Origin of the sequence: Rhizobacter koreensis (assembly GCF_013366375.1) — a bacterium.
In the GTDB taxonomy this organism is placed as follows: Bacteria; Pseudomonadota; Gammaproteobacteria; order Burkholderiales; family Burkholderiaceae_C; genus Schlegelella_A; species Schlegelella_A koreensis.
On the sequence record NZ_JABWMJ010000001.1, the window covers coordinates 427,417 to 449,362 of the forward strand.

The 21,946-nt window shown below is 72.5% G+C and carries 23 protein-coding genes; 8 read left to right on the plus strand and 15 right to left on the minus strand.

From position 1 onward, the window contains the following. Positions 1-33: 33 nt before the first annotated feature. Positions 34-1,668, minus strand: a complete 1,635-nt coding sequence (locus HQN59_RS01855; protein ID WP_176065494.1) for an efflux RND transporter periplasmic adaptor subunit — start codon at positions 1,666-1,668, stop codon at positions 34-36. A 216-nt stretch (positions 1,669-1,884) separates the two neighbouring features. On the opposite strand from HQN59_RS01855, the gene HQN59_RS01860 reads away from it, so the two are divergent. Beyond that, positions 1,885-2,349, plus strand: a complete 465-nt coding sequence (locus tag HQN59_RS01860; protein ID WP_176065496.1) for a hypothetical protein — start codon at positions 1,885-1,887, stop codon at positions 2,347-2,349. Positions 2,350-2,480: 131 nt separating this feature from the next. Here the strand turns inward: HQN59_RS01860 and HQN59_RS01865 are convergent, their stop codons facing one another. The 5 genes from HQN59_RS01865 to HQN59_RS01885 form a co-directional block, all read right to left on the minus strand. Next, positions 2,481-3,317, minus strand: a complete 837-nt coding sequence (locus tag HQN59_RS01865) for a glycosyltransferase (protein ID WP_176065498.1) — start codon at positions 3,315-3,317, stop codon at positions 2,481-2,483. Next, positions 3,314-4,489, minus strand: coding sequence for a polysialyltransferase family glycosyltransferase (locus HQN59_RS01870; RefSeq protein WP_176065499.1), 1,176 nt, complete (start codon positions 4,487-4,489; stop codon positions 3,314-3,316). Before HQN59_RS01870 ends, HQN59_RS01865 begins: the two co-directional genes overlap by 4 nt. Positions 4,490-4,706: 217 nt before the next feature. Next, the gene (gene lysM / locus HQN59_RS01875; protein WP_176065501.1) at positions 4,707-5,210 is read right to left on the minus strand and encodes a peptidoglycan-binding protein LysM; all 504 of its coding nucleotides are present in this window, start codon (positions 5,208-5,210) and stop codon (positions 4,707-4,709) included. 60 nt (positions 5,211-5,270) lie between these two features. Continuing rightward, positions 5,271-5,717, minus strand: coding sequence for a DUF3072 domain-containing protein (locus HQN59_RS25760; protein ID WP_217703801.1), 447 nt, complete (start codon positions 5,715-5,717; stop codon positions 5,271-5,273). A 20-nt stretch (positions 5,718-5,737) separates the two neighbouring features. Continuing rightward, on the minus strand, positions 5,738-6,334 hold the full coding sequence (locus HQN59_RS01885) for a hemerythrin domain-containing protein (protein WP_176065503.1): 597 nt from the start codon (positions 6,332-6,334) through the stop codon (positions 5,738-5,740). A 180-nt stretch (positions 6,335-6,514) separates the two neighbouring features. On the opposite strand from HQN59_RS01885, the gene HQN59_RS01890 reads away from it, so the two are divergent. Continuing rightward, positions 6,515-6,967, plus strand: coding sequence for a hypothetical protein (locus tag HQN59_RS01890; RefSeq protein WP_176065505.1), 453 nt, complete (start codon positions 6,515-6,517; stop codon positions 6,965-6,967). 91 nt (positions 6,968-7,058) lie between these two features. Here HQN59_RS01890 and HQN59_RS01895 read toward each other — a convergent pair whose 3' ends face one another. The 4 genes from HQN59_RS01895 to HQN59_RS01910 form a co-directional block, all read right to left on the minus strand. Continuing rightward, positions 7,059-7,868: an anti-sigma factor family protein gene (locus tag HQN59_RS01895; RefSeq protein WP_176065507.1), complete on the minus strand. Its 810-nt coding sequence runs from the start codon at positions 7,866-7,868 to the stop codon at positions 7,059-7,061. Then, positions 7,865-8,380, minus strand: a complete 516-nt coding sequence (locus HQN59_RS01900; RefSeq protein ID WP_176065508.1) for an RNA polymerase sigma factor — start codon at positions 8,378-8,380, stop codon at positions 7,865-7,867. The genes HQN59_RS01895 and HQN59_RS01900 overlap by 4 nt, the downstream gene beginning before the upstream one ends. A 19-nt stretch (positions 8,381-8,399) precedes the next feature. Further along, on the minus strand, positions 8,400-8,777 hold the full coding sequence (locus HQN59_RS01905; RefSeq protein WP_176065511.1) for a COG4315 family predicted lipoprotein: 378 nt from the start codon (positions 8,775-8,777) through the stop codon (positions 8,400-8,402). A gap of 166 nt (positions 8,778-8,943) precedes the next feature. Continuing rightward, positions 8,944-9,891: a hypothetical protein gene (locus HQN59_RS01910; RefSeq protein ID WP_176065512.1), complete on the minus strand. Its 948-nt coding sequence runs from the start codon at positions 9,889-9,891 to the stop codon at positions 8,944-8,946. Positions 9,892-10,311: 420 nt separating this feature from the next. On the opposite strand from HQN59_RS01910, the gene HQN59_RS01915 reads away from it, so the two are divergent. The 4 genes from HQN59_RS01915 (at position 10,312) to HQN59_RS01930 (ending at position 11,682) form a co-directional block, all read left to right on the plus strand. Then, a complete protein-coding gene (locus HQN59_RS01915; protein WP_176065514.1) occupies positions 10,312-10,509 on the plus strand; it encodes a hypothetical protein in 198 nt (65 codons plus the stop codon). A 232-nt stretch (positions 10,510-10,741) separates the two neighbouring features. Beyond that, positions 10,742-11,077, plus strand: coding sequence for a guanyl-specific ribonuclease (locus HQN59_RS01920; protein WP_176066249.1), 336 nt, complete (start codon positions 10,742-10,744; stop codon positions 11,075-11,077). 42 nt (positions 11,078-11,119) lie between these two features. Beyond that, positions 11,120-11,515 (plus strand): barstar family protein, encoded by a 396-nt coding sequence (locus HQN59_RS01925; RefSeq protein ID WP_176065516.1) that lies wholly within the window; start codon positions 11,120-11,122, stop codon positions 11,513-11,515. Then, positions 11,494-11,682 carry a hypothetical protein gene (locus tag HQN59_RS01930; protein ID WP_176065518.1) on the plus strand — a complete coding sequence of 63 codons (189 nt, stop codon included), beginning with the start codon at positions 11,494-11,496 and terminating at the stop codon, positions 11,680-11,682. The genes HQN59_RS01925 and HQN59_RS01930 overlap by 22 nt, the downstream gene beginning before the upstream one ends. An 87-nt stretch (positions 11,683-11,769) precedes the next feature. On the opposite strand, the gene rsmA is transcribed toward HQN59_RS01930, so the two are convergent. Genes rsmA through HQN59_RS01945 form a run of 3 tightly spaced genes read right to left on the minus strand, consistent with a single transcriptional unit; the run spans position 11,770 to position 16,362 of the window. Next, on the minus strand, positions 11,770-12,615 hold the full coding sequence (gene rsmA, locus HQN59_RS01935) for a 16S rRNA (adenine(1518)-N(6)/adenine(1519)-N(6))-dimethyltransferase RsmA (RefSeq protein WP_176065520.1): 846 nt from the start codon (positions 12,613-12,615) through the stop codon (positions 11,770-11,772). Positions 12,616-12,629: 14 nt separating this feature from the next. Further along, positions 12,630-13,958, minus strand: coding sequence for a peptidylprolyl isomerase (locus HQN59_RS01940; protein WP_176065522.1), 1,329 nt, complete (start codon positions 13,956-13,958; stop codon positions 12,630-12,632). Next, on the minus strand, positions 13,951-16,362 hold the full coding sequence (locus HQN59_RS01945; protein WP_176065524.1) for an LPS-assembly protein LptD: 2,412 nt from the start codon (positions 16,360-16,362) through the stop codon (positions 13,951-13,953). The genes HQN59_RS01940 and HQN59_RS01945 overlap by 8 nt, the downstream gene beginning before the upstream one ends. A 310-nt stretch (positions 16,363-16,672) precedes the next feature. On the opposite strand from HQN59_RS01945, the gene HQN59_RS01950 reads away from it, so the two are divergent. After that, positions 16,673-17,728: an aminoglycoside phosphotransferase family protein gene (locus HQN59_RS01950; RefSeq protein WP_425342680.1), complete on the plus strand. Its 1,056-nt coding sequence runs from the start codon at positions 16,673-16,675 to the stop codon at positions 17,726-17,728. 43 nt (positions 17,729-17,771) lie between these two features. Beyond that, positions 17,772-19,685 carry an NAD(P)/FAD-dependent oxidoreductase gene (locus HQN59_RS25910; protein ID WP_246294628.1) on the plus strand — a complete coding sequence of 638 codons (1,914 nt, stop codon included), beginning with the start codon at positions 17,772-17,774 and terminating at the stop codon, positions 19,683-19,685. Positions 19,686-19,851: 166 nt separating this feature from the next. On the opposite strand, the gene HQN59_RS01965 is transcribed toward HQN59_RS25910, so the two are convergent. Together HQN59_RS01965 and HQN59_RS01970 are read right to left on the minus strand one after the other, a co-directional pair. Beyond that, positions 19,852-21,243, minus strand: coding sequence for a sensor histidine kinase (locus HQN59_RS01965; protein ID WP_176065527.1), 1,392 nt, complete (start codon positions 21,241-21,243; stop codon positions 19,852-19,854). After that, positions 21,240-21,929, minus strand: a complete 690-nt coding sequence (locus HQN59_RS01970; RefSeq protein ID WP_176065529.1) for a response regulator — start codon at positions 21,927-21,929, stop codon at positions 21,240-21,242. Before HQN59_RS01970 ends, HQN59_RS01965 begins: the two co-directional genes overlap by 4 nt. Positions 21,930-21,946 lie beyond the last annotated feature (17 nt).

A 21,946-nucleotide genomic window follows, 5' to 3' on the forward strand; every position in this document is an offset into this window, starting at 1 on the left:
TGGCGAGGCCGCGCGCGCTGGCGGCGCGGCGAGTCATCGGGCGGGCGGCGTCCCGACGGCGGCCGGAGCGGTGCTGCCGGAGCCGGTCGCAGCCGCGCCGCTCATGGCGGCACCGTTGGCGGCTGCGCCACCCGCCGAGCCGCCGATCGGACGCTCGCTGCCGCTGGGGCCCGCGCCGGCGCGCGGGCCGCCGGGGCCGCGCCGACCGGCGCCGTCGCCCCTCGCGCCGCCGCCGGGCGCCTCGGGCGAGGCGCCCCTCGCATCGCCGGGGCCGCGCACCATCGCCTCGTTCGCGCCGCGCCCGACATCGCTCGCGCCCGACGCGGCGCCGCCGCGCCGGCCGCGTCCGCCGCGGGCACCCGACGCCGCATCGGCCGGGCGATCGGACGCGAGCTGCACGCGCGCACCCTCGCGCAGGCGGTCGGCGCCCTCGGAGACGACCCGCTCGCCGGCGGCGAGCCCCGAAGTGATCGCGACCTCCTCGACGGTGGAGTCGCCGCGCATCACCGGTCGCACCGTCACCGTGCGGTCTTCCTGCAGCACGTAGACGAAATCGCCGTTCGACCCGAGGCGCAGCGCGGTGACGGGAACGACCACCGTGCGCACCTGTTCGAGCATCAGCTGCACGTTGACGAACTGGTTCGGGAACAGCGTGTTGGCAGCGTTCGCGAAGCGCGCCTTCGCGCGCACCGTGCCGGTCTGCGTGTCGACCTGGTTGTCGAGCGTGGAGAAGGTGCCGGTGCCGAGCTGGCGCGAGCGGGTGCGGTCGAACGCGGTCACGACCAGGCGCGCACCCGCGGCGACGCGCGACTGCACGTCGGGAACACGGTCCTGCGGGATCGAGAACGCGATGTCGATCGGCGCGAGTTGGGTGATCAGCGCGATGCCGTTGGCGTCCCCGCTGCTCACGACGTTGCCCGGGTCGACGCTGCGAAAGCCGATCCGCCCGGCGGCCGGCGCGACGATGCGGGTGTAGCCGAGGTTCAGGCGCGCCGTCGCTTCGGCAGCCCGGTTGATCGTGGTCGTGCCTTCGAGCTGCTTGACGAGCGCCGCCTGGGTGTCGACCTCCTGGCGCGCGATCGAGTCCTGGCTCAGCAGCGTGCGGTAGCGCTCGAGGGTGAGGCGTGCGTTCTCGAGCTGGGCTTCGTCGCGCTGGCGCGCGCCGATCGCCTGCTGCAGGGCGATCTCGAAGGGCCGCGCGTCGATCGTGGCGAGCAGCTCGCCTTTCCTGACGATCTGCCCCTCGGTGAAGCGCACGTCGGTGAGGACGCCCGAGACCTGCGGGCGCACCGTGATCGTCGCCGCCGGCGTGACGGTACCGAGCGCCTCGAGCGTCACCGGCATGGTCGACTCGCGCGCGACCGCGACGCCGACCGTGGTCGCACCACCGCGTCGTCCGCCAGGCCCGCCAGGCCCGCCAGGCCCGCCAGGCCCGCCCGGCCCGCCGGGCGCGCCGCCCGGGCGCGTGCCTGACGCTGCGCTGGCGGGGGCACCGGCGAATCCGGCCGGGGCGACCGCCGGGCGATGGGTGAGCCACCACGCGAGCGCGCCGAGCGCGACCAGCGCGAGCAACGCGACGACGCTGCCGAACCAGCGCTGGCCGCGGCTCACGCGACGACGCGGTGTGGCTTGGAAGGCGGGGTCGTCGGATCGGGTCGGGTCGGCCATGGAGGGTGGGTCGTCGGGTGCCGTGCTGCTTCGGCGCCGCGAGGTTGCCACGAGATGAAGCCGTTCCGGTTCCACCGGTCGGAGCGCAACCTATCTTTACCCCGCGGCCAAGCTTTGCGACGCCCAGCGTTCCAACGAGCGGGCGAAGCCTTAGGCCCGGATCGGGCACGCCACATGCCGATATCGCTCGCCAATTCACCTCTGGAGGAACATCTCATGAACAAACGTCTGGCCTGGCCTCTCGCCGCCATCGTTGCCGCCACGCTCGGACTTGCCGGCTGCAACCGCAACAACGATGCCGGCACGTCCGGATCCGGGACGACGGGCACCAGCTCGTCCACCGGCACCAGCACCACCGGCAGCGGCACCACCGGCACCGGAACGAGCGGCACCACGGGTACCACCGGCACGACCGGCAGCACCGGTACCACCGGCAGCATGGGTGGCGGCATGAGCGGCGGTGCCGCCAGCGGCGCGATGAGCGGCGCGAGCGATGCCACCGGCTCCATGGGTGCCACCGCCGGTGCCGGCACCAGCGGCAGCATGAGCGGCTCGAGTGGCGGCACCACCGGCTCGGGCAGCATGAGCGGCTCGATGGGCACCACGGGCGGGACCGGCACCGTCGATCCGGGCGCGACCGGCACCGGCAGCGGCGCGTCGGCGCCCGGCACCGGCCGCTGATCCACGGCCGCGTTTCGCGGCCTTCATGGCGCGGCCACGGCGCGCGCCCGACGGGCTGCTACGGCAGCCCGTTCGTCGTCGTGCGTGCTGCTGCGGGCGATGACCGCCGCGGCGCAGGCGGGCTGGTGCTGCTACGCCGCCGCGCCGGCGCGGCGCACCTGCTCCTGTCGATCGCGCAGTGCCGCGTGCGGCCGAAAGCGCCGATCGAGCACCGGCGCGACCAGCCACTTGAACGCCGGCCAGCGCGCACGCTCGGTGCGCAGCTGCGCCGGCAGCGACGGCCGCGCCCAGCCGCGCGCGACCGCGTCGTCGACCTCGGCGGTGCTGACGACGCCGGCGTCAAGCGCGTCGCGCAGCGTCTCGACCCAGAGGTCGCCGTGCGGGTGGCGCGCATACACCCACGGCTGCGTCTCCATGTGGGTGTAGTGCAGAAGGCCGGTGCGGCCGGGCACGTAGGCGTCGAGCGAGTTCCACTCGATCGGGATGCGCGGCTGCACCTGCTCGGGCGGCTCGATGCAGAACCCGGTGAGCAGCTGGTCGTAGTCGTAGCGGCCCTCGTCGAGGCCGCGCACGATGTCGGTGGCATCCCAGTCGAGGCGCGCACAGTCGAGCAGCATCACGCTGAACTGCTTGGGCCGGCGCGGGGTCGACGAGGGCGCGTGCAGCACCGTCGCGCCGTCGAACGGGATGTTCCACAGCTCGCGGATGTCGCGGAACACCAGCATGTCGGCGTCGACGTACAGCGCGCGACCCGTGAAGCCCGCGAGGCGCGGGATCGCGAAGCGGTGGAACGAGAAATCGGTGCGCGGCTGGTTGCGCGGGTCCTTGGGGAACGGCCAGGTGACGCCCTGCATGGTGTCGAACTCGACCGCGGCGTCGGTGTGGCGGCGCACCGAGAACTCGAACAGCTTGGCCGCGATCATCTGCGACCGGTCGGTGCCGATGTAGATGCGGATCGGCTGGCTCATGAACAGCTGCGCGCCGGGCGCGCCGCCGCGATGGAGGAAGCCGGCGGCAATGCGTCGAGCGGCGCCACGCGGCTGCGCACCAGATCGTTCTGCTCGCGCCACGCGACCCAGCCCGTCGACAGCATCGGCGCGAGCTCGTCCGCGAACGTGTAGGCCGGCGTTCCGAACAGGCGCGGCAGGTAGAAGAGCGCGGTCGAGATGCCCGCCACACACGCAGCCAGGTCGAGGCGCCCGGCGACGAGCTCGACCGGCAGCGCGAACGGCAGGTCGAGCCGATGCACGCGTCCCGCCTCGCGGCCTTCATTCAGTTCGTCGAAAAACGGCTGCTGCACGCGCGGATGTTCCTTCCACCAGACATCGTAGCCACGTGCCAGGACGCGGCCGATGACGCTGCGGTACAGCGCGAGCTCGTCCGCGCGCGTCACCGCGTTCCAGCGCGAGAGCGACTGCCCGAGCACCAGCACGCGCGGGCGTTCGGAAGGCGCGAGAGGCATCGACGCGGCGGCGCCGATGCGGCTGCACGCGTCGAGCGTCTCACGCAAGGCGGCATCGCCGATCGCGTGCCGCGGCATGTGCGAGAGCGCACCCGGCGCCGGGGCGAGATCGGCGAGCACCATCCAGGCCCCCGAGAAGCGCGCGGCATGACGCGGGTCGAGCCAGTCCTTGTAGCGACGAAAGCGCCGGACCGGGCGCCACGCGTCGAGCCGCTCCCGCAGCCAGGCGCGTGCGCCAGGCGGCTCCGGCGGCGTGAGCGGCAGCGGCAGGTACGAGAAGAGCCCGTCCTCGTAGACCGCGATCCGGGCTTCCGGGTAGGCGTCGAGGATGAGCTTCTCGGGCGCGCGCGTGGTCCAGCACAGCCACACCTCGTCGATGCGCTCGAGCCCGAGCCGCGCGCGCAGTTCCGCGACGAGCCGCCCGAACTCGCGCTGGCGGATCCGCCGTCGCACGCATGGAAAGAATTCGAACGCGTCGATCACGCGCTGCCAGGGCCACGCGACGGCGGCGAGTTCGTGCATCGCGGCCTTGAGCGCGTCGCTCGCCGCGACGGTTTCGTAGAGGACGAGGTGATCCTCGAACCGGGCGCTCGGCGGCGCCTGCCGCGAGGCTTCGCGCAGTCCCGCGGCGAGCGTGACGATCTGCCAGGTGCCGAGGACGAACGAGACGCGGATCACCGGCCGCACTGTAGCGGTGGGCCGAGCGTGGCCGGTCGACTCCGCGCAGGCGCCGCTCCGTGCGGCCGGGCGACGTCTCTGGCCGGTCAACCCGCCGGATCGACTGCGCCGCGGGAGGCGCTCGGTCGCCGACGCGAGGCTGATTTCGCGCCGCGTGCCGAGCTATCGCCAGCGCCTGCGCTCAGGCCAACCCGATCGGTGGTCGAGGCGCCCCCGCTCAGGCCGGCGGGATGCGCAGCACCTGCCCCGGGTAGATCTTGTCCGGGTCGGTGAGCATCGGCTTGTTCGCCTCGAAGATCTTCATGTACGCGTTGGCGTTGCCGTACGCCTCCTTGGCGATCTTCGACAGCGTGTCGCCCGACTTGACCGTGTGGTACGTCGACTCGGGTTCGGCGCCGGCGGCCACCGACATCTGGTCGTCGACCTTGGCGACGCCGTTCACGTTGCCGCAGCAGAGGACGATCTTCTCGCGCGTGGCCTGATCGGGCGCGGTGCCGCGCACCGTGACGGTCTGCGTCGAACCGTCGTACGCGACGTCGAGGCCGTCGGCATTCAGGTTCTGGCCGCGGATGTATTTCTCGATCGCCTCGGCGGCTGCCGTGTTCAGCTGGTCGACGTTGGCAGCGGGCGCCGCCGTTGCGGGTGCCGCGGCAGGCGCGGCGGCCGCGCCCCTGTGGAACAACTTCTCGCCGGCGTCTTGCAGAAAGCTGATCAAACCCATGGGATCTCCGTCTGGTCGGTGGTGTTCAAGGGCCCGGGCTGCACCCGCCGGGCCGGCGATTCAGCTGCGCTCGCGCGAGCCGTTGCCGTCGAAATCGAGTTCGTCGGTCATCGCTCCGGCGTCGTCGCCGGCGCCACCGCCCGGCGGTGCGTTGCCGGTGTCGCTCGACTTCGAGCCGCCGCCGCCGGCGCCCGATGCGTCACCCGTGCCGCCACGCTCGTTGGCCGAGCCGCTGCTCGCACCGTTCGAGGCATGGCCGCGCTGGCTGTCGCCGCCACCCTGCGAGGCGCTGGTGCCGCGGCCGGTCATCTGCTGCAGCTCGTCGATGCGGCGCGACGCCTCGGCCTTGGTGAGGTTGGTGTCGACCTCGACCTTGGCTTCCTGCGCCAGCGTGGTGAGATACGAGCGCTGAGCGCCGGTCATCGGCTCGTCGCCGGTGACCCAGTCGTCGGGGTCCTTCTCGGTATTGCTCTGGCCGCTTTCGGCCTGCGTCCGCTTGTCGGTCATGGTTCTCGTGTCCTCGTGGTTCAGAAGCGCCGCGACGCGGCGCTCTTGTTGCGCATCAGCAGGAGGCCGACCATCGCGGCCGCGCCGGCTCCCATCAGCATCGTGCTCGCCGGCAGTGCGCGCACCGTGTTCCACGCGATCTCGCCGACCTTGGGCTTGACCAGCTCGAGGCGGCGCTTGGTCATGGCGGCACCCAGGTCGCTCAGGCGGTCGCCGAGGATGCGCTCGGCATCCGGCAGCAGGATGGTTTCCTCGTCCGCCACGTGGTGGATCACCGTGCGCATCAGCTCGTAGAAGGTGTCGTCGTACGCCGGATCGGTGGGCTCGAGCATGCGCAAGCGCGCGATCAGCTGGCGCATCTCGTCGTGCTCGGGAACGCTCTTGCCGACCAGGTCGGTATCGACCGGGGCGCCGGCCTCCCGCATCGCGGGGTAGAAGATTTCTTCCTCGAGCTGCGCGTGCACCTCGAGCGCAAGGCACGCGGTGTTGACGAGCGCCTGCTTGGTTCCGGGCGACGTGTCGGCCTCGAACTGGTGAAAGGTCGCCAGCACGTGGGTGTGGTCCGCGCGGATCATGTTGGTGATCGTCGGCGAGAGCTTGGTCAGCATCGAATTCATCGCGTCTCCTCGGTCGGCGGCGGGAGGCCGTCCGGGCTCGAGCGGCAACGAACGTGCCCGACGCGCCGGCCCGCCGCCTGCCGCCGCGCCGCCAAGCCGCACTCGCGGCAACGGTTTTGCCGTACTCGAACAATGGCGGCATCGCGCGGCATGCCTCGGTTGCCGCGCCAGGGAGAGCGCATGAGAAGGTTGCTGAAGGCGAGCCTGTGCGCGGCCGCGGTCGCGTCGATGGCGTTGTCGGCGACGCCGGCCGAGGCGCAGCGCCACGGTCGTCACGTCCATCATGGCCACGGCCGCAGCGCGTTCGTCGGCGGCGTGGGCATCGGGATCGGCCTCGGCGGGTGGTACGGCGACGGCTTCGGCTGGCCTTACGGCGGGCCCGGCTGGGCGCCCGGCTACACGGTGGTACCCGGGCCGCTGGTGATCGAGGAACGCGCGCGGCGGCCGGTGCGGCCATCGCCGCCCGAACCGGTGGTCGAGCCGCGCCGCGGCCAGAGCCCGGCCGAAACCGAAGGCGATCGGCGCGCGTGCAACCGCTGGGCAGCGACGCAGCCGGCCGCGCTCGCCGACGCGCGCGAGTTCCACCGCATGAGCCTCGACTGCCTTCAAGGCCGCGGCTACACGGTGCGGTAGCAGGCGGCACGCCCAGCCCGTGAGCCTCAAGCGCGCTCCCGGCGCGCGCTAGCCGGGGTCTGCCCGGGTCGAGCTCTTGAGCGCCGCGCTCTCAGCGGCCCGTGCGCCAGTCGCGATACACCACCGCCGCCACGCGTGCGAGTTCGGCGCGCGGCAGGCTCGCCGAAAGGGCGTAGCCGAAGCGGCCCTCGACCCAGTAGAAGACGTTGACGCCGCCGCTTTCCTGGCTGAAGCGGAACGCCGGCTCGGCCGGCGTGGTGGCGCTGCCCGCGTGACCTGCTACGGCGACGTCGTTCGAGACGTACAGGGTGAGCCTGGCGCCGCTGGCGTCGTGGTACATGAACTGCGCGACGGGTCCGCGGCCGCCGGGCAGCAGGCGACCGCCTTCGAGCGCGTAGCCGAGCTCCTGCAGGTGCGGCGGCTTCATCGGCGTGCCCATGCGCCGCGACAGCCAGGTGACGAGCTGGTCCTCTTGCGCCGCGCTCACCTCGACCGGGCGCCGCACGTCAGGGCTGTAGACCGCGTGCGCGACCGCAGCCCGCTGCGCGAACGCGACGCCGCTCGCGACCGATGGCGACACCGCCGGCGCCAGGCTGCCGCGCAGCACCCAGCCGCCGGCGCCGCCGAGCAGCGCCGCGACGACGGCGGCCGCGATCGCGTGCCGCGCAGCCCGTTGCGGCCGGCGCGCCGCCGCAAGCACGGGCCTCGGCACCGGCTCGTCGAGGACGGGGTCGAACAGCGCGTGCAGCTCGCGGCCTTGCGCCCGGTATGCCGCGAGTCGCTCGGCCTCGTCGGGCCGTGTCGAGAGATAGACGTCGATCTCGCGCGCACGCTCGGCGCTGAGCTGGCCGTCGACCCAGGCGTGCAGGTCGGCTTCGGTCACGGGTTCCGGGCGGTTCATTTGCTCACGACCTTGAGACGGACCGGCTCCGCGCGGCCTTCCATCAGCGCCCGCAGGCGCTCGCGCCCGCGCGAGAGGCGCGACATCACGGTGCCGATGGGCACGCCGAGCGTGCGTGCCGCATCGGCGTAGCTCATGTCCTCGAGACCGACCAGCAGCAGCACCTCCCGTTGCTCGATCGGCAGCGCGGCGAGCGCCGACTGCAGATCGAGCAGCAGCAGCCGGTCGTGCGGCGCGGCCGGGGCTTGCGGCTCCGGCCCGTCGTCGGCGTCGAGCGGAACGGTCGCGACGCGGCGCCGCCGCACGCCGTCGACGTGCGCGTTATGCATGATCCCGAACAGCCAGGCGCGCATGTCGGCCACGGCGCGCCACAGGTGCGGCTGCGCCCACGCGCGCTCGAGCGTGTCCTGCACCAGGTCGTCGGCATCCTCACGCCGGCCGGCCAGCGCGCGCGCGTAGCGCCGCAGCCGCGGCAGCCATACCAGCAGGCGTTCGCCGTCGGCGCCGCTCATGCGCTCGCGCGAGGGTGGGTCACTCGTTGATGATGTGCCAGACGCCGCGGAAGTTGTCGCCGGCCTTGTCGCCGGGCGCCTTGTCGGCCTGATAGAAGTAGACCGGCTTGCCCTTGTAAGCCCACTGCCGGGAGCCGTCGTCGCGCGTGATCACCGACCAGCTGCCTTGCGGCTGGTCCGACGCGCCGGCGGCGAGCGGTGGCCAGAGCGTCGCGCAGGGCCCGTTGCAGGCGCTCTTGCCGGCTGCCTTGTCGTTGTCGAAGGTGTAGAGCGTCATGCCGTTGGCGCCGACGAGGACGCCATTGCTCATGCGCGCGGGCGCCTGCGCGCTCGTGCTGGCACAGGCGACGAGACCGAGCCCGGCCACGGGCGCCGCAAGGAACGACAGCTTGAACATCGAATCTCCTGGAGTGACGAGCCACCCGGATGGGGCTTGCGAGGAGTGGACGGGTCGACGGCGTCGGTTATTCCATCGGCGCGTGCATTCGTGAGTGCTCGCCGCCGAGCCGCCCGGGCCGGGCCGTCGACGCGCGCGCCACGCGCGGCCTTGCCTTCCCACCCGATCAGACGTTCTGGATCTGCAGGTCGCGTCCCGCGGCGAGCTGGCGTGCGATGAACTCGCCGATCGCGGCAGCGCAGCGCAGGCAGTCGTCGACGTAGTCGGCGGGGAAGCTCGCGTCGAAGTCGCTGCGCGCGACGGCAGCGAGGGCCATCGCGAGTTCGCGTGCATCGGCTGCGGCAACGGGCGCGGGGCCGTGCGTCTGGGTCCAGCCGTCGCCGTCGAGCCACTCGCGCGCGAGGCGCGGGACCTTGTCGTCGGCACCCGGTCGCCTCGCCCGCGAGGCGAGGTCGAGCAGCGGGTCCATGTACGCGTAGCTCACGCTCAGACGCTCGTGCGGGCCCCGCGCGCGGGCACGGCCGTGAAACACCACCTCGAACATGTTCGCGTACGCGAAGCGCGGCTCGGCCGCGGTTGCGGCAGGGGTGTCGCCGGCGCCATCCGGTCGCGCCGCATCGTCGCTCGCGCGGCGGGCGCCATCGGCGCCGCTGCTTGCGGGTGGCGCCACGGGCCGGGCCGCATCGGTGTCCGGCGCTGCGGCACGGAGCCGGGCGCCGCGGCGATTGAAGGCGCCGAGCAGGGCCTGCACGAACGCGAGCGCGTCGGCGGTCGAGCCTTCGGCCGCGATGCGCTGCCAGCGCTGGTCGATCTCCTCGAGGATGCGGCGGCGCACCGCGATCTCCGGCGCCCTCGCGTCATTGCGGTGCCGGCGTTCGAAGCGGTCGAAGATCTCCTGCAGCAGCTCGCGCTTGCGGCGATGCATCTGCACGACGTCGTGATGGCTCGGTGCGGCGTGCGGCAGCGTGGGCGTGCGCGGATGCCCGGTCACGATCAGCGGCAGCCCTGCGCCCGGGAGCACGCCTTCGAGCGCACCGCTGCTGCGGCGTGGCGCGGGATCGGCAGTTGCAGGGGGCTGAGACGTGTCCGGGGGACCGATGGTGCGCGTGACCATGTGTGCGAGCGTTCCGCTCCGTGGCTGGACGGAGCTTGCCAGCAGCGTCCGTGCCCGCAGTCGGTGCGATCGGTCGCCGCGAGCGTCTCGCGGTCGGTCGCTACGGCCCGGCCAAGGAGAAACAGCCGCCGCTCGCCAGCTCGGGTCCCCAGCGGCATCGGCGGCGCCCCACCCGCGCGCAGCTTCACGGCGCAGTCGCTACGATCGACCCTTGCATGCGACGAGCGCATGGTGCCGCACCGCGGCGCCTCGTGCGGTCCTCGCGTGATCGCCCGAGCGGAGGCTCTTGTGATCGAGAAGGTGTTCGCCGCTGTCGTCGTTGCCGCGTGTGCGGTGCTCCTGGTTCGCCTCAGCCTCGGGCGGCGCCGAGCGCGATTCGACGCGGCCGTCGCGAACATCACCTACCGATCGCGCCACGCCATGCGACGCTGGGCAACGCGCGCGGAGCTGCGCTGGCGGCGCTGGCGCTCGTCGTGGCTCGGCCGGCGCGCTGCGCGCCGCGCCGAGCGCATGGCTGCCGACGTGATCAATCGTGCTCGCCGCAATGCGGCCCATGCGCCGGGCGCGTCGACGCCGCCGACGCGGCTGCCCGATCGCAAGCGCGACACCCTGCACTGAGGAACGAGCGCCGCCCTGGTCGCGGCGCTCCGGCGACCCCTGCCGTACGTCGTCCGCGGGCTGCAATCTCCCTGAACGGCTGCACCATTTTGTGGCAATCGCTTGAGCTTTTTCGCTCGTTTCTATAGGATATTGGTTTCATCTTTCGGGAACTTCCGTGTTGTCATTCGGCTGGCTGCAGCCGCAGCAGCCGCTGCTCAGTTGGGTCTTGAGGCTCGGCCTTGCCAGCTCGATGTTCGTTGCCGGGGCGGCGTATGCGAGAGACGCCGCGCCACCGCTCGCAACGATCGCACTCACCGAACTCCCCGCCGAGGCGCAAGCCGTCCACCGCGCGATCCGTGCCGGTGGCCCGTTCCCTTACGAGAAGGACGGCTCGGTGTTCGGCAATCGCGAGCGGCTGCTGCCCGCGCGCGAGCGCGGCTACTACCGCGAATACACGGTTCCGACGCCGCGCGCGCGTGATCGCGGGCCGCGCCGCATTGTGTGCGGCGGCCATCGTCCGCCGGTACCCGACGCCTGCTTCTACACCGCGGATCACTACGCCAGCTTCCGTCGCATCGCGCATTGAGCGGCGGGAACTTTTTCTTTCGACCCCTAGGAGGAACGCGACATGCTCTTGCAGACAGTCCGTCCAAACATCGTGCAGTCGATACGGGCCTACCGTGTCGACGACCTGATGGCGGCTGCGCGCGACGCCGACCAGCATTTCCTGTACGCCAACCTGACGGCGGCGCAGTCCAAGCAGGACGTGCTCGAAGGCATCGCGGAGGCTTTCACCTTTCCGACGCACTTCGGCAAGAACCTCGATGCGTTGTACGACTGCATGACCGACCTCGTGCACAAGGCCGGTCCGCAGCCGGGCTTCGTGGTCGTGCTCGAGCAGATTCCCGACAACGCCCGCTTCGATCGCGAGGCCCGCGAGCAGCTGCTCGACGTGTTCCGCGACGCCGCCGACTTCTGGGCTGAAAGGAAGATTCCTTTCAGGTGCTTCTATTCTTTTCAGTAGCCCGCTCACAGGACCCCGCGTCCTGGGAGCGGGCTACCGAAACAAGCGCAGCCGCCGGCGACAAGCCGGTCAAGGCCTCCAAGACCGCCGCAAACAGCAGTTTCGGCACCAACATGCCGATGATGAGCAGCGCGTTCGACACGGCGATGTGGCTGACCGCGGCCTGATCCGCGGCGCGGCCTGAGCCGGCGCGCGATTGCCTGGCTCGGGCGAATCAGATCGGTCGCGGCGCCTGCCGCACGTTCGACGAGCCCTCAGGGGCTCGTCGGCGTTTGGGCCTCGCCCGGCGGCACGGCGCCATCGGGCGCAGCCGCGAGCGCCAGGTACTCGCCGACCGGCACTTCCTCGGCGCGCCGCTGCAGATCGAAGCGGCCCGAAAAGCCGTGCGCGTCGAGCCAGCGCCCGAGCGTGTGGCGCAGCAGCTTTCTGCGCTGCGAGAACGCGACCGTCACCACTTCGCGCAGCCGATCGGCGTCGACGCCTGCCGGCGCGGCGATCGGCGTCATGCGGACGATCGCCGAATCGACCCTGGGCGGCGGGTCGAACGCGTCGGGGCCGATGTCGAGCACCGACTCGATCGCGTAGCGCCACTGCAGCATCACCGTGAGACGCCCGTAGTCCTTGCTGCCGGGGGCAGCTGCCATGCGGTCGACCACCTCCTTCTGCAGCATGAAGTGCTGATCGACGACGTGCTCGACCGCATCGAGCAGGTGGAACAGGATCGGCGTCGAGATGTTGTAGGGCAGGTTGCCGACGACGCGGAGCTTCTGCCTCGCCGCTGCGGCGAGCGCACCGAAGTCGACGCGCAGCACGTCGGCCTCGACCACCTCGAGCGCCGCGTTCTTGCGCAGGCGCGCCGCCAGGTCGCGGTCGAGCTCGATCACGGTAAGGCGCCCCGCGCGCTCGACCAGCGGCTCGGTCATCGCGCCGAGGCCGGGGCCGATCTCGACCAGCGTCTCGCCGGGTCGGGGGTCGATCGCGTCGACGATCGCGTCGATGACCGCGGCATCGACCAGGAAGTGCTGGCCGAAGCGCTTGCGCGCCTGGTGCGCCGGCCGCGCGGAGCCGGCGCGCGGCGCCCGGGCGGTCGAGGCAACCATGGCGTGGTCGGCCGCTACTGCGGCGCGTCGCGCAGCTCGATGTACGCGCGGCCGCGCAGGTCGCGGATCCACTCCATGTACGCGTCCTCGAACTTCTGTTCGCGCACGATGTTGCGCGCCTGCTCGCGCAGCTGGCGCGGATCGACCGGCACGCTGCGCCGCTCGACGACCTGGATCAGGTGCACGCCGAACCGCGTCGTCACCGGGTCGGAGATGCCGCCGATCGGGAGCGCGTTCATCGCCTCCTCGAACTCGCCGACGAGCTGCCCCGGCGAGGTCCAGCCCAGGTCGCCGCCGGCCGTGGCCGATGCGTCCTGCGAGTTGGCACGCGCCGCCTGCTCGAACGAGCCGCCGTCGGCAATCGTTCGCTTGAGCTGCGCGAGGCGCGTCGCCGCCGCTTCGGGCGTGAGCTCGGCCGACGGCCGCAGCAGGATGTGGCGGGCGTGCGTCTGCTGCATGGTGAGGCCCGCACTGCGGCGCTCGACGAGCTTGAGCACGTGGAACCCGGCGCCGCTGCGCAGCAGCTGCGGCGCCACCTGCCCGGGGGCGAGCGGCTGCACCGTCTGCACGAAGACGTCGGGCAGGCGGTCCGTCGGCCGCAGGCCGATCTCGCCGCCGTTGGCGCGGTTCGCGTCCTCCGAGATGTCGCGCGCGACCGCGGCGAAATCCTCGCCGCCCTTCACGCGCGCCAGGGCGGCTTCGGCACGCGCGCGCCGCTCGGCGATCACCGCGTCGCTCGCGCCCTCGGGCACCGTCACCAGGATCTGCGCGATGTTGACCTCGCCGCTCGCCCCGCTCGCGGCACGCCGCGCCGCAAGCACGGCGTCGATCTCGGCGTCGGTCACCTTGATGCGGCTCACGACCTCGCGCTCGCGCATGCGCTCGACCAGCAGCTGGTCGCGCAGGTTGGTGCGAAAGCGCGCCATGTCGAGGCCGTCCTGGCGCAGCCGCTCCTGCAGTTGCGGCAGCGTCAGCTGGTTCTGTCGCGCGACCGCCTGCACCGCGCGGTCGATCTCGCTGTCGTCGATGCGGATGCCGCTGTCGCGCGCCGCCGTGATCAGCACGCGCTCGTCGATCAGCGACTCGAGCGCCTGCTGGCGCAGCGCGCCCGGCGGCGGCAGCTGCATGCCCGCGCGGGTGGCTTCGTCGCGAATGCGCACGATGCGGCCCTGCAGCTCGGCGGCGGTGACGAGCTCCTGGTTGACGACCGCGACGATGTAGTCGCCGCCGCGCGCTGCCGCCGGTGCAGCCGGCCGCGGGCCCTGCGCCCACGCGTTCACGATGCCGAGCGCGAGCGCGAGCGCGAAGAGGGCGCGCCGCCAGTTCAGCGGAAATTCAGTCATACGGTGTGAATGGTGAGGGCGTGCGCTTCTCGTCGCGCAGCATGCGGTAGCCGGGGATATTGTCCTTCAGCGTTCCGAGAGGGTTCGAGCCGATCCGCGAGAGCCCGACCAGCTCGAGCTGCATCATGAGCCGGGTGTTGGCTTCGCTGCGGCCGGTCGAGCGGCGTTCGGCCACGACGCGGCCGATCCAGCAGCCGGCGTCGTACTCGAGGCCGACCAGCGAATCGATGATGCGGCTGTCGCGCGTGCTGTAGTTGACCCGGCCGACGCTGTAGAGCGCGCCCTGGCAGGACCCGGCCGCGCCCGCGAGCGTGCCGTTCGGCTGGCGCCGGTCGGCGCCGTAGACCGGCCACTGCCAGCCGAGCTCGACCTGCTCGAGCAGGCCTCGCGTCAGCCGGTACGTCGCGCCGATGGTGCGATAGGGCCCTGGCGAGTAGCGCACGCCGGCGACCGAGCGCTCGATGCGGCCGTTCTCGGGGTCGTAGGTCACCAGCGCATCGACGTTCCAGCGCGACGTGATCGCTCCCGACCCGAACAGCAGCAGGTTCGAGAAGCGCCGCGTCAGCGGCTCGCCGTCGGGCGTGATGCGCTGGTCGCGGAACAGATAGCGCTGGGCGATGCCGACCCGCAGCGTCTCGGCGCCGGTCGCCGGGTCGAGGAAGCGCGAGGTCACGCCCGCGGTGAGCTGGTGCTCGTCGGACACGCGGTCGACGCCCGAGAACACGTTCTCGGTGAAGATCGACTCGACGTTGAAGTCCTTCGGGTACGCGTCGAAGTTCGGCAGGTCGTCCTGGCGCCGGTACGGCGTGTTCACGTACAGCAGGCGCGGCTCGAGCGTCTGCGTGAGCGTGCGGCCGAAGAGGGTGGCTTCGCGCTCGAGGGTCCACGAGCTGTCGACGCTGAGCGTCGGAATGAAGCGCGATGCGCTGCGGCGGCCGCCGGTCGGCGTCGAATCGAGCGAGTACGACGCCGCGTTGAACGACAGCTTCGGCGTCACCACCCAGCCCTGCGACCCGAACGGCCGTGCGATGCTGCCGAGCGCGTGCACGCGCTCGCCGGTGTGCCGGTTCACGAGATAGCGGTCGTCGGGGTTGGCGAAGCGGTTGTATTCGGTCTCGAACGAGACGTCGAAGCCGCCGTTCCAGTTGTGCTGGTAGCGCGCGCCGATCTGCGGCCGCCGTTCGTACGGCGACTCGATGCGGGTCGTCGGGTCTTCGGTCTGCAGCACCTGCCAGCGCTGCACCCGCGCGTAGGTCGACCAGTCGCCGAACGGCTTGCTGAGCGAGAGGCTCGAGCCCAGCAGGCGCCGGGTCAGGCTGTCGATCTCGTCCGGGAAGTCCTTCCAGTAGTCGTCGTCGGACACGCGGCGCACCCGCAGCTGGAGCAGGGTGTCGCCAGCGAACAGGCTCTCGTGACGCGTGCGCAGCGCGTAGCGCGAGTCGCCGGTCAGCCGGTCGTACGGCATCAGCTTGAGCGCGGTCTCGCCGGCGTGGCTCGGCTCCAGGTAGCGGAATTCGGTGTCGAGGCCGAAGCCGCGCTTGCTGCTCAGCGACGGCGTGAACGTCGCGTCGCGGTTGGGCGCGATGTTCCAGTAGTACGGGATCGATGCCTGCACGCCGCTGCGGCTGTCGATGCCGAGGTTGGGCGGCAGCCAGCCGGACTTGCGCTCGTCGTTCAGCGGGAAGCTCAGCACCGGCGCGCCGAGGATCGGAACGCCGTAGAAGCGCAGCACCGCGTTGCGCGCGACGCCCTCGTTCTTGTCGGTGTCGATCGCGATGCGCTCGGCCGACAGCAGCCACGGCGGGTCGCCCGAGCCGTCGGCCGGGCAGCTGGTATAGGTCGCGTCGGTCGCAACGGCCCGGGTCTGCTCGAGGAAGTCGATGCGCCCGGCGGTGCCGCCGGCGCCGGTCGCCCCGAATCGGTAGGTCGGCGACTGGAAGAAGCCCTCGAAGCGCTCGACGTGCAGCTGCAGCTCGGGTCCCTGGAACAGGTTGCCGTCCTGGCTGATGCGCACGTTGCCGGTCGCCCGCGCGAGGTCGTCCTTGCGGTCATAGGTCAGGCGGTCGGCGTGGATCACCGTGGTGCCGCGGCGGAACTCGACGTCGCCCTCGGCGACCGCGTCGATGTCGGGCCGCCCCGAGAGCTCGCGCGCCCGCACGATGATCGGGAGCTGGCGCCCCGCCGCGCCGCGCGGCGGCGCCTGCAGCGAGGGGGCGGTGCGCAGCTCGATGCCGCTCGCCGCAACGGCGGGGGCCGACGCCGCCGAGGCCGCGGCGGCGGGACCGGACGCGGCAAGGCCGGGCGCGGCAGCCGCCGGCGCCGTACCGGCGGCGTCAGGTGCCGTCTGCGCCAGAGCGCCTGCGGCGCCGAGCGCGGCGGCCAGCGTGGTCAGCGCAGGCCGCATCCGCGCCGCACGCGGCCGGCGCGGAGGTGACGTCGAAGGGGGCGTGGGCGGGAGCAGGGGCAAGGCGACGGACGAGGGCGAGGCGGTTGCGGCAGGGTCTTCGTTCGTTCGCCGGCGGCGCCTTGTCGGCCGCGGGCCGCTTGCGAGCGGTTGCGGCGGGCGGGTCGCGTCCCGGGCGCCGGGGCGCGGCTTTGTAGAATCGATTATCCATGAGGCCTCCTTCGCGGGGCCTCCTGCCGAGCCCTCCCTCCCGTCTTCCCCCACGCTGCCCGTGCAACCTGCCGACTCCGCCGAGCCGCGCGTCGGCGACCTGCGTCCCGCTCCGCCCGTCGCCTGGGCCGATCCGGCCCGCCGCGCCGCATTCGAGGCCTGGTTCGCGCCGCTCGCCGACGCGCACCGCATCGATCCGGCCACCTTGCGTGCGGCGTCGAGCGACGCCAGCTTCCGGCGCTACTTGCGCGCCGACGTCGAGGGCGGCGGCAGCCTGATCGTGATGGACGCGCCGCCGCCGCAGGAGGACGTGCGGCCGTTCATCCACGTCGCCGGGCTGATCGAGCAGGCCGGCCTCAACGCTCCGCGCATCCTCGCGAGCGACGTCGCGCACGGCTTCCTGCTGCTGCCGGACATGGGATCGCACCTCTACCTGCATGCGCTGCAGGAGGCCGAGCGCGACGGCGATCCGGCGACCGCCGACCGCCTGATGCGCAGCGCGATCGGCGCGCTGGTGCAGTGGCAGCGCGGCGTCGCCACGACAGGCTTGCCCGACTACGACGACGCGATGCTGCGCCGCGAACTCGGCCTCTTCCCCGAGTGGTGCGTGGCGCGCCATTGCGGCGTGACGTGGAACGCCGACGAGCAGCGCGACTGGGACGCCGCGTGCGACCTGCTGGTGCGCAACGCGCTCGGCCAGCCGCGCGTCGCCGTGCACCGCGACTACATGCCGCGCAACCTGATGGTCACCGAGCCCGCCCCCGGGATCCTCGACTTCCAGGACGCCGCCGTCGGCGCGATCAGCTACGACGTCGCCTCGCTGCTGCGCGACGCCTTTCTCAGCTGGGACGAGGAGCGCGAGCTCGACTGGGGCATCCGCTACTGGGAGGCGGCGCGCAAGGCCGGGCTCCCGGTCGACGCCGATTTCGGCGAGTTCTGGCGTCAGCTCGAGTGGATGGGGCTGCAGCGGCACCTCAAGGTGCTCGGCATCTTCAGCCGCCTCAAGTACCGCGACGCCAAGCCGCACTACAGCGAGGACCTGCCGCGCTTCTTCGCGTACGCCCACAAGGTCTCGGCGCGCTACAACGCGCTGCGGCCGCTGTCGCGCCTGCTCGAGCCGCTGATGGGCGCGGCGCGTCTCGACGTCTTCTATTGACGCAGCGTTACGGCCGCCGGTCGGACGCCGTGAGCCTTGCCCCATGCTGCGCCTGACCGATCTCCGGCTCCCGCTCGACCACCCGGCCGACGCGCTGCCTGCCGCGATCGCCGCGAGGCTCGGCGTGGAGACCGCCGCCCTGGTGCGGGTCGACGTCGTCAAGCGCAGCTACGACGTGCGCAACAAGCGGGCGCCGGTGTTCATCTACACGATCGACGTGGCGGTCGACGGCCTGGCTGCGGGCGAGCCGGGCCGCGGCGCCGGCGGCGACGCGGGATCGGCCGCCGCGCCGGCCGACCCGCGCGCCGTGATGGCCAGCGCCGCCGACGTCACGCTGCTCGCGCGCCTCGCCGGCGACCCGCACGTGCGGCCCGCGCCGGACATGCGCTACCGCTTCGTCGGGCACGTGCCCGCCGACTTCGGCACCGGCGCCACGCCGCGTCCGCTGGTCGTCGGGTTCGGGCCGTGCGGCATCTTCGCCGCGCTGCTGCTCGCGCAGATGGGGCTCAAGCCCATCGTTCTCGAACGTGGCAAGGCCGTGCGCGAGCGCACCAAGGACACCTGGCGGCTCTGGCGCAAGGGCGTGCTCACGCCGGAGTCGAACGTGCAGTTCGGCGAAGGCGGCGCGGGGACGTTCTCCGACGGCAAGCTGTGGAGCCAGATCAGCGATCCGCGTCACCTGATGCGCAAGGTGCTCGACGAGTTCGTCAAGGCCGGCGCGCCCGACGAGATCCTCTATGTCGGCAAGCCCCACATCGGCACCTTCCGCCTCGTGGGCGTGGTGGAGAAGATGCGCGCCGAGATCGTGCGCCTCGGCGGCGAGATCCGCTTCGGCCAGCGCGTGGTCGACGTGCTGATCGAGGGCGGCCGGATGCGCGGCGTGGTCGTCGAGGCGCCGGCGCAGCCTGCCGCCCTTCCGAATGGACCGAACGATCGACTTGCCGGCAATGACACGGACGTTGTACCGGCGCCGGAGGACCGGGCGGACGCGGGGCCGACGAATGGACCGACCGTTTCGGCGTCAGCGCTCACCGCACCCGCCGCCGCCGCCGGGCGCGTGCGCCTCACGCTCGCCGCCGACCACGTCGTCCTCGCGCCCGGTCACAGCGCGCGCGACACCTTCGAGATGCTGCACGCGCGCGGCGTCCACATCGACGCCAAGCCGTTCTCGATCGGCTTTCGGATCGAGCACCCGCAGTCGCTGATCGACCGTGCGCGCTTCGGGCCGAGCGCCGGCCATCCGCTGCTCGGCGCGGCCGACTACAAGCTCGTGCACCACGCGAAGAACGGGCGCTCGGTGTACAGCTTCTGCATGTGCCCGGGCGGCACGGTGGTCGCGGCCACGTCGGAGCCCGACCGCGTGGTCACCAACGGCATGAGCCAGTACTCGCGCAACGAGCGCAATGCCAACGCCGGCATCGTCGTCGCGCTGTCGCCGGCCGATTGCGTAGTTCCGGGTGCCGACCCGTCGACCGCCGCGAGCCCGCTCGCCGGCATCGCGTTCCAGCGCTTCTGGGAGTCGCGCGCGTTCGAGCTCGGTGGCGGCGGCTACGTGGCGCCGGGTCAGCGCGTCGGCGACTTCCTCGCGCGGCGTGCCTCGACCGCGCTCGGCAGCGTCGAGCCCTCGTACCAGCCGGGGGTGCGGCCGACCTCGCTCGACACCGCGCTGCCGCGCTACGCGATCGACGCGATCCGCGAAGCCTTGCCCGCCTTCGAGCGCCCGATCAAGGGCTTCGCGCTCGCCGACGCGGTGCTCACCGGCGTCGAGACGCGGACCTCGTCGCCGATCCGCATCACGCGCGACGCGACGACGCGGCAGAGCCTCAACGTGATCGGCCTCTACCCGGCCGGCGAGGGCGCCGGCTACGCCGGCGGGATCATGTCGGCGGCGGTCGACGGCATCGAGACCGCCGAGGCGGTCGCCCGGGCGATCCTCGCGACCACGCTCGGCGCCTGATTCGCGCCCTTCAGCGCCGAGCGAGCGTGCGGGCGGTCCGGCATCCGCCCGTCAGCGGGTTGCGCGGGGCGCGTACGAGCGCCACCGCCTGCTGTCGCGCTGCTCCGCAATGGTCGGACCTTTGGCGGCGCGACGGGCCGCGACCGTTGCCGTGCCCGCGCGGGGATCATGCCGCCGTGACCGCCTCCGCGACCGCCTGCAACCGCAGCTCGGCCACCAGCCCGCCGCCCGGTGCGGCGTCGAGCGTGAGGCGGCCGCCCATCAGCTCGGCGTAGCGCGCGGCGATCGCGAGGCCGAGGCCGCTGCCGCCGCCTTCGGCGGTGCGCGACCAGCGCTGCAGCAGGCGCGCGCGCTCGCCGGGCTCGATGCCGCGGCCGTTGTCGGCGACCGCGATGCGCACGCCGTCGGCGTCGCGCGCGACCTCGACCGTCAGCGTCGCAGGCCGCCCGTCGTCGGGGCGTCCGTGGCGCAGTGCGTTGTGGATCAGGTTGCCGAGCGCCCCTTCGACGAGGGCGAGGCTGCCGAGCGCGCGCACCGGCTGATCGAGACCCGACGCGCCGAGCTCGACGCCCTCGCGGTCGGCGAGCGGCAGGTAGCGCAGCAGCGCGTCGCGCACCAGCTCGTCGATCGCGAGCGGCTCGAGCGCCACCGCCGCCTGCACCTCGTCGGCATAGGCCAGCGCGAGCAGCTGCTCGACGAGGCGGCTCGCCCGCGCCTCGCTGCTCGCGATCGCCTCGAGCTGGCGGCGCCAGACCTCCGGGTCGTGATGCGAAAGGCCGTACGCGGCAAGGGCGCGGATGCCGGCGAGCGGCGTTCGCAATTCGTGGGCGACGTTGCCGGCGAACTCGCGCTGCGCCGCCACGCCGTCGGCCACGCGGCCCATCAGCCGGTTCAGCGCGCGTGCGAGGCTCGTGACCTCGCGCGACGGCGCCGCGTCGTCGACCGGCGAGAGGTCGTTGGAGTCGCGCTGGTCGACCGCACGCTGCAGGCGGTCGAGCGGCGTCACCTCCTCGGTGATGATGCGGCCGAACCACCAGCCGAGGATGGGCAGCAGGACCAGTTGCGGCAGCAGCGCCGATGCCGCGAGGCGCCCCAGCCACTGGCGGCGCTCGAACGTGGTCTGCGCGATCGTGACCGTGAACACCTCGAGCCCGGCGCCGCGCCGCAGCGTGACGGTGCGCAGCGGCTCGCCGTCGAGCTCCTGGTGCGCGAAGGCCCAGCTGCCGGTCGCGGGTTCGGTGCGCGCGAGGTGGGCGTTGCCGGCGATCAGCCGGCCGCGGTGATCGAACACGCTGAAGAAGAGGCGCTCGCGGTGGTCGAACAGCGCCGTGCCGAGCTCGCGCTCGGTGAGGTCGAGGTGCAGTTCGCCGTCGTCCGCGCTCACGTGCGCGGCGATGGCGTACGCGTCGTCGAGCAGCGAGCGGTCGAGCGCCTGGCTGGTCGATTCCCACGCGACGGTCAGCACCGCGGCCCCGCTGGCCAGCGTGACCAGCGCGAGTGGCACCAGCACGCGCTCGCGCAGGCGCGCGCGCAGCGTGCGCAGCGGCCGCACGGTCATGCGGCGTCCTCGCTGCTGGCCTCGATCAGGTAGCCGAGACCGCGAAGGGTACGGATCGACGCACCGGTGCCGGCGAGCTTCTTGCGCAGCCGCGAGATGAACGCCTCGAGGGCGTTGTCGCCGAGCGCGTCCTCGAAATCGGAGAGCTTGTCCGACAGCATCCGCTTGTTGACGACGCGGCCGGGCGGCGTCATCAGCTCGGTGAGCACCGCCTGCTCGCGCGCCGGCAGCTCGAAAGGCTCGCGAGTCTCGCCACTGACGCGAAAGAAGCGCCCTGCGCGGCGGTCGAGCACCAGCGCGCCGACCTCGCAACGATCGCCGGTGTCGTGGCGCCGCCGCACCAGCGCGCGCAGGCGCGCCTCGACCTCGCCCAGGTCGAAGGGCTTTCCGAGGTAGTCGTCGGCGCCCGCGTCGAGCCCGGCGATCCGCTCGTCGGTGCGATTGCGCGAGGTCAGCACCAGCACCGGCGTGCGGTCGCCGCGCGCCCGCGCCTCGCGCAGCACGTCGACGCCGTTGCCGTCGGGCAGGTTGAGGTCGAGCAGCACCGTGTCGTAGGGCTGCACGCGCCACAGGTGGTTCGCCTCCTCGGCGCGGGACACGGCGTCGACGCGGTGCCCGGCCTCGGCGAGGCTGCGCTGCATCACGCCTTGCAGAACGACGTCGTCCTCGACGACCAGGATGCGCATGGGTCGGGTTTTTCCGG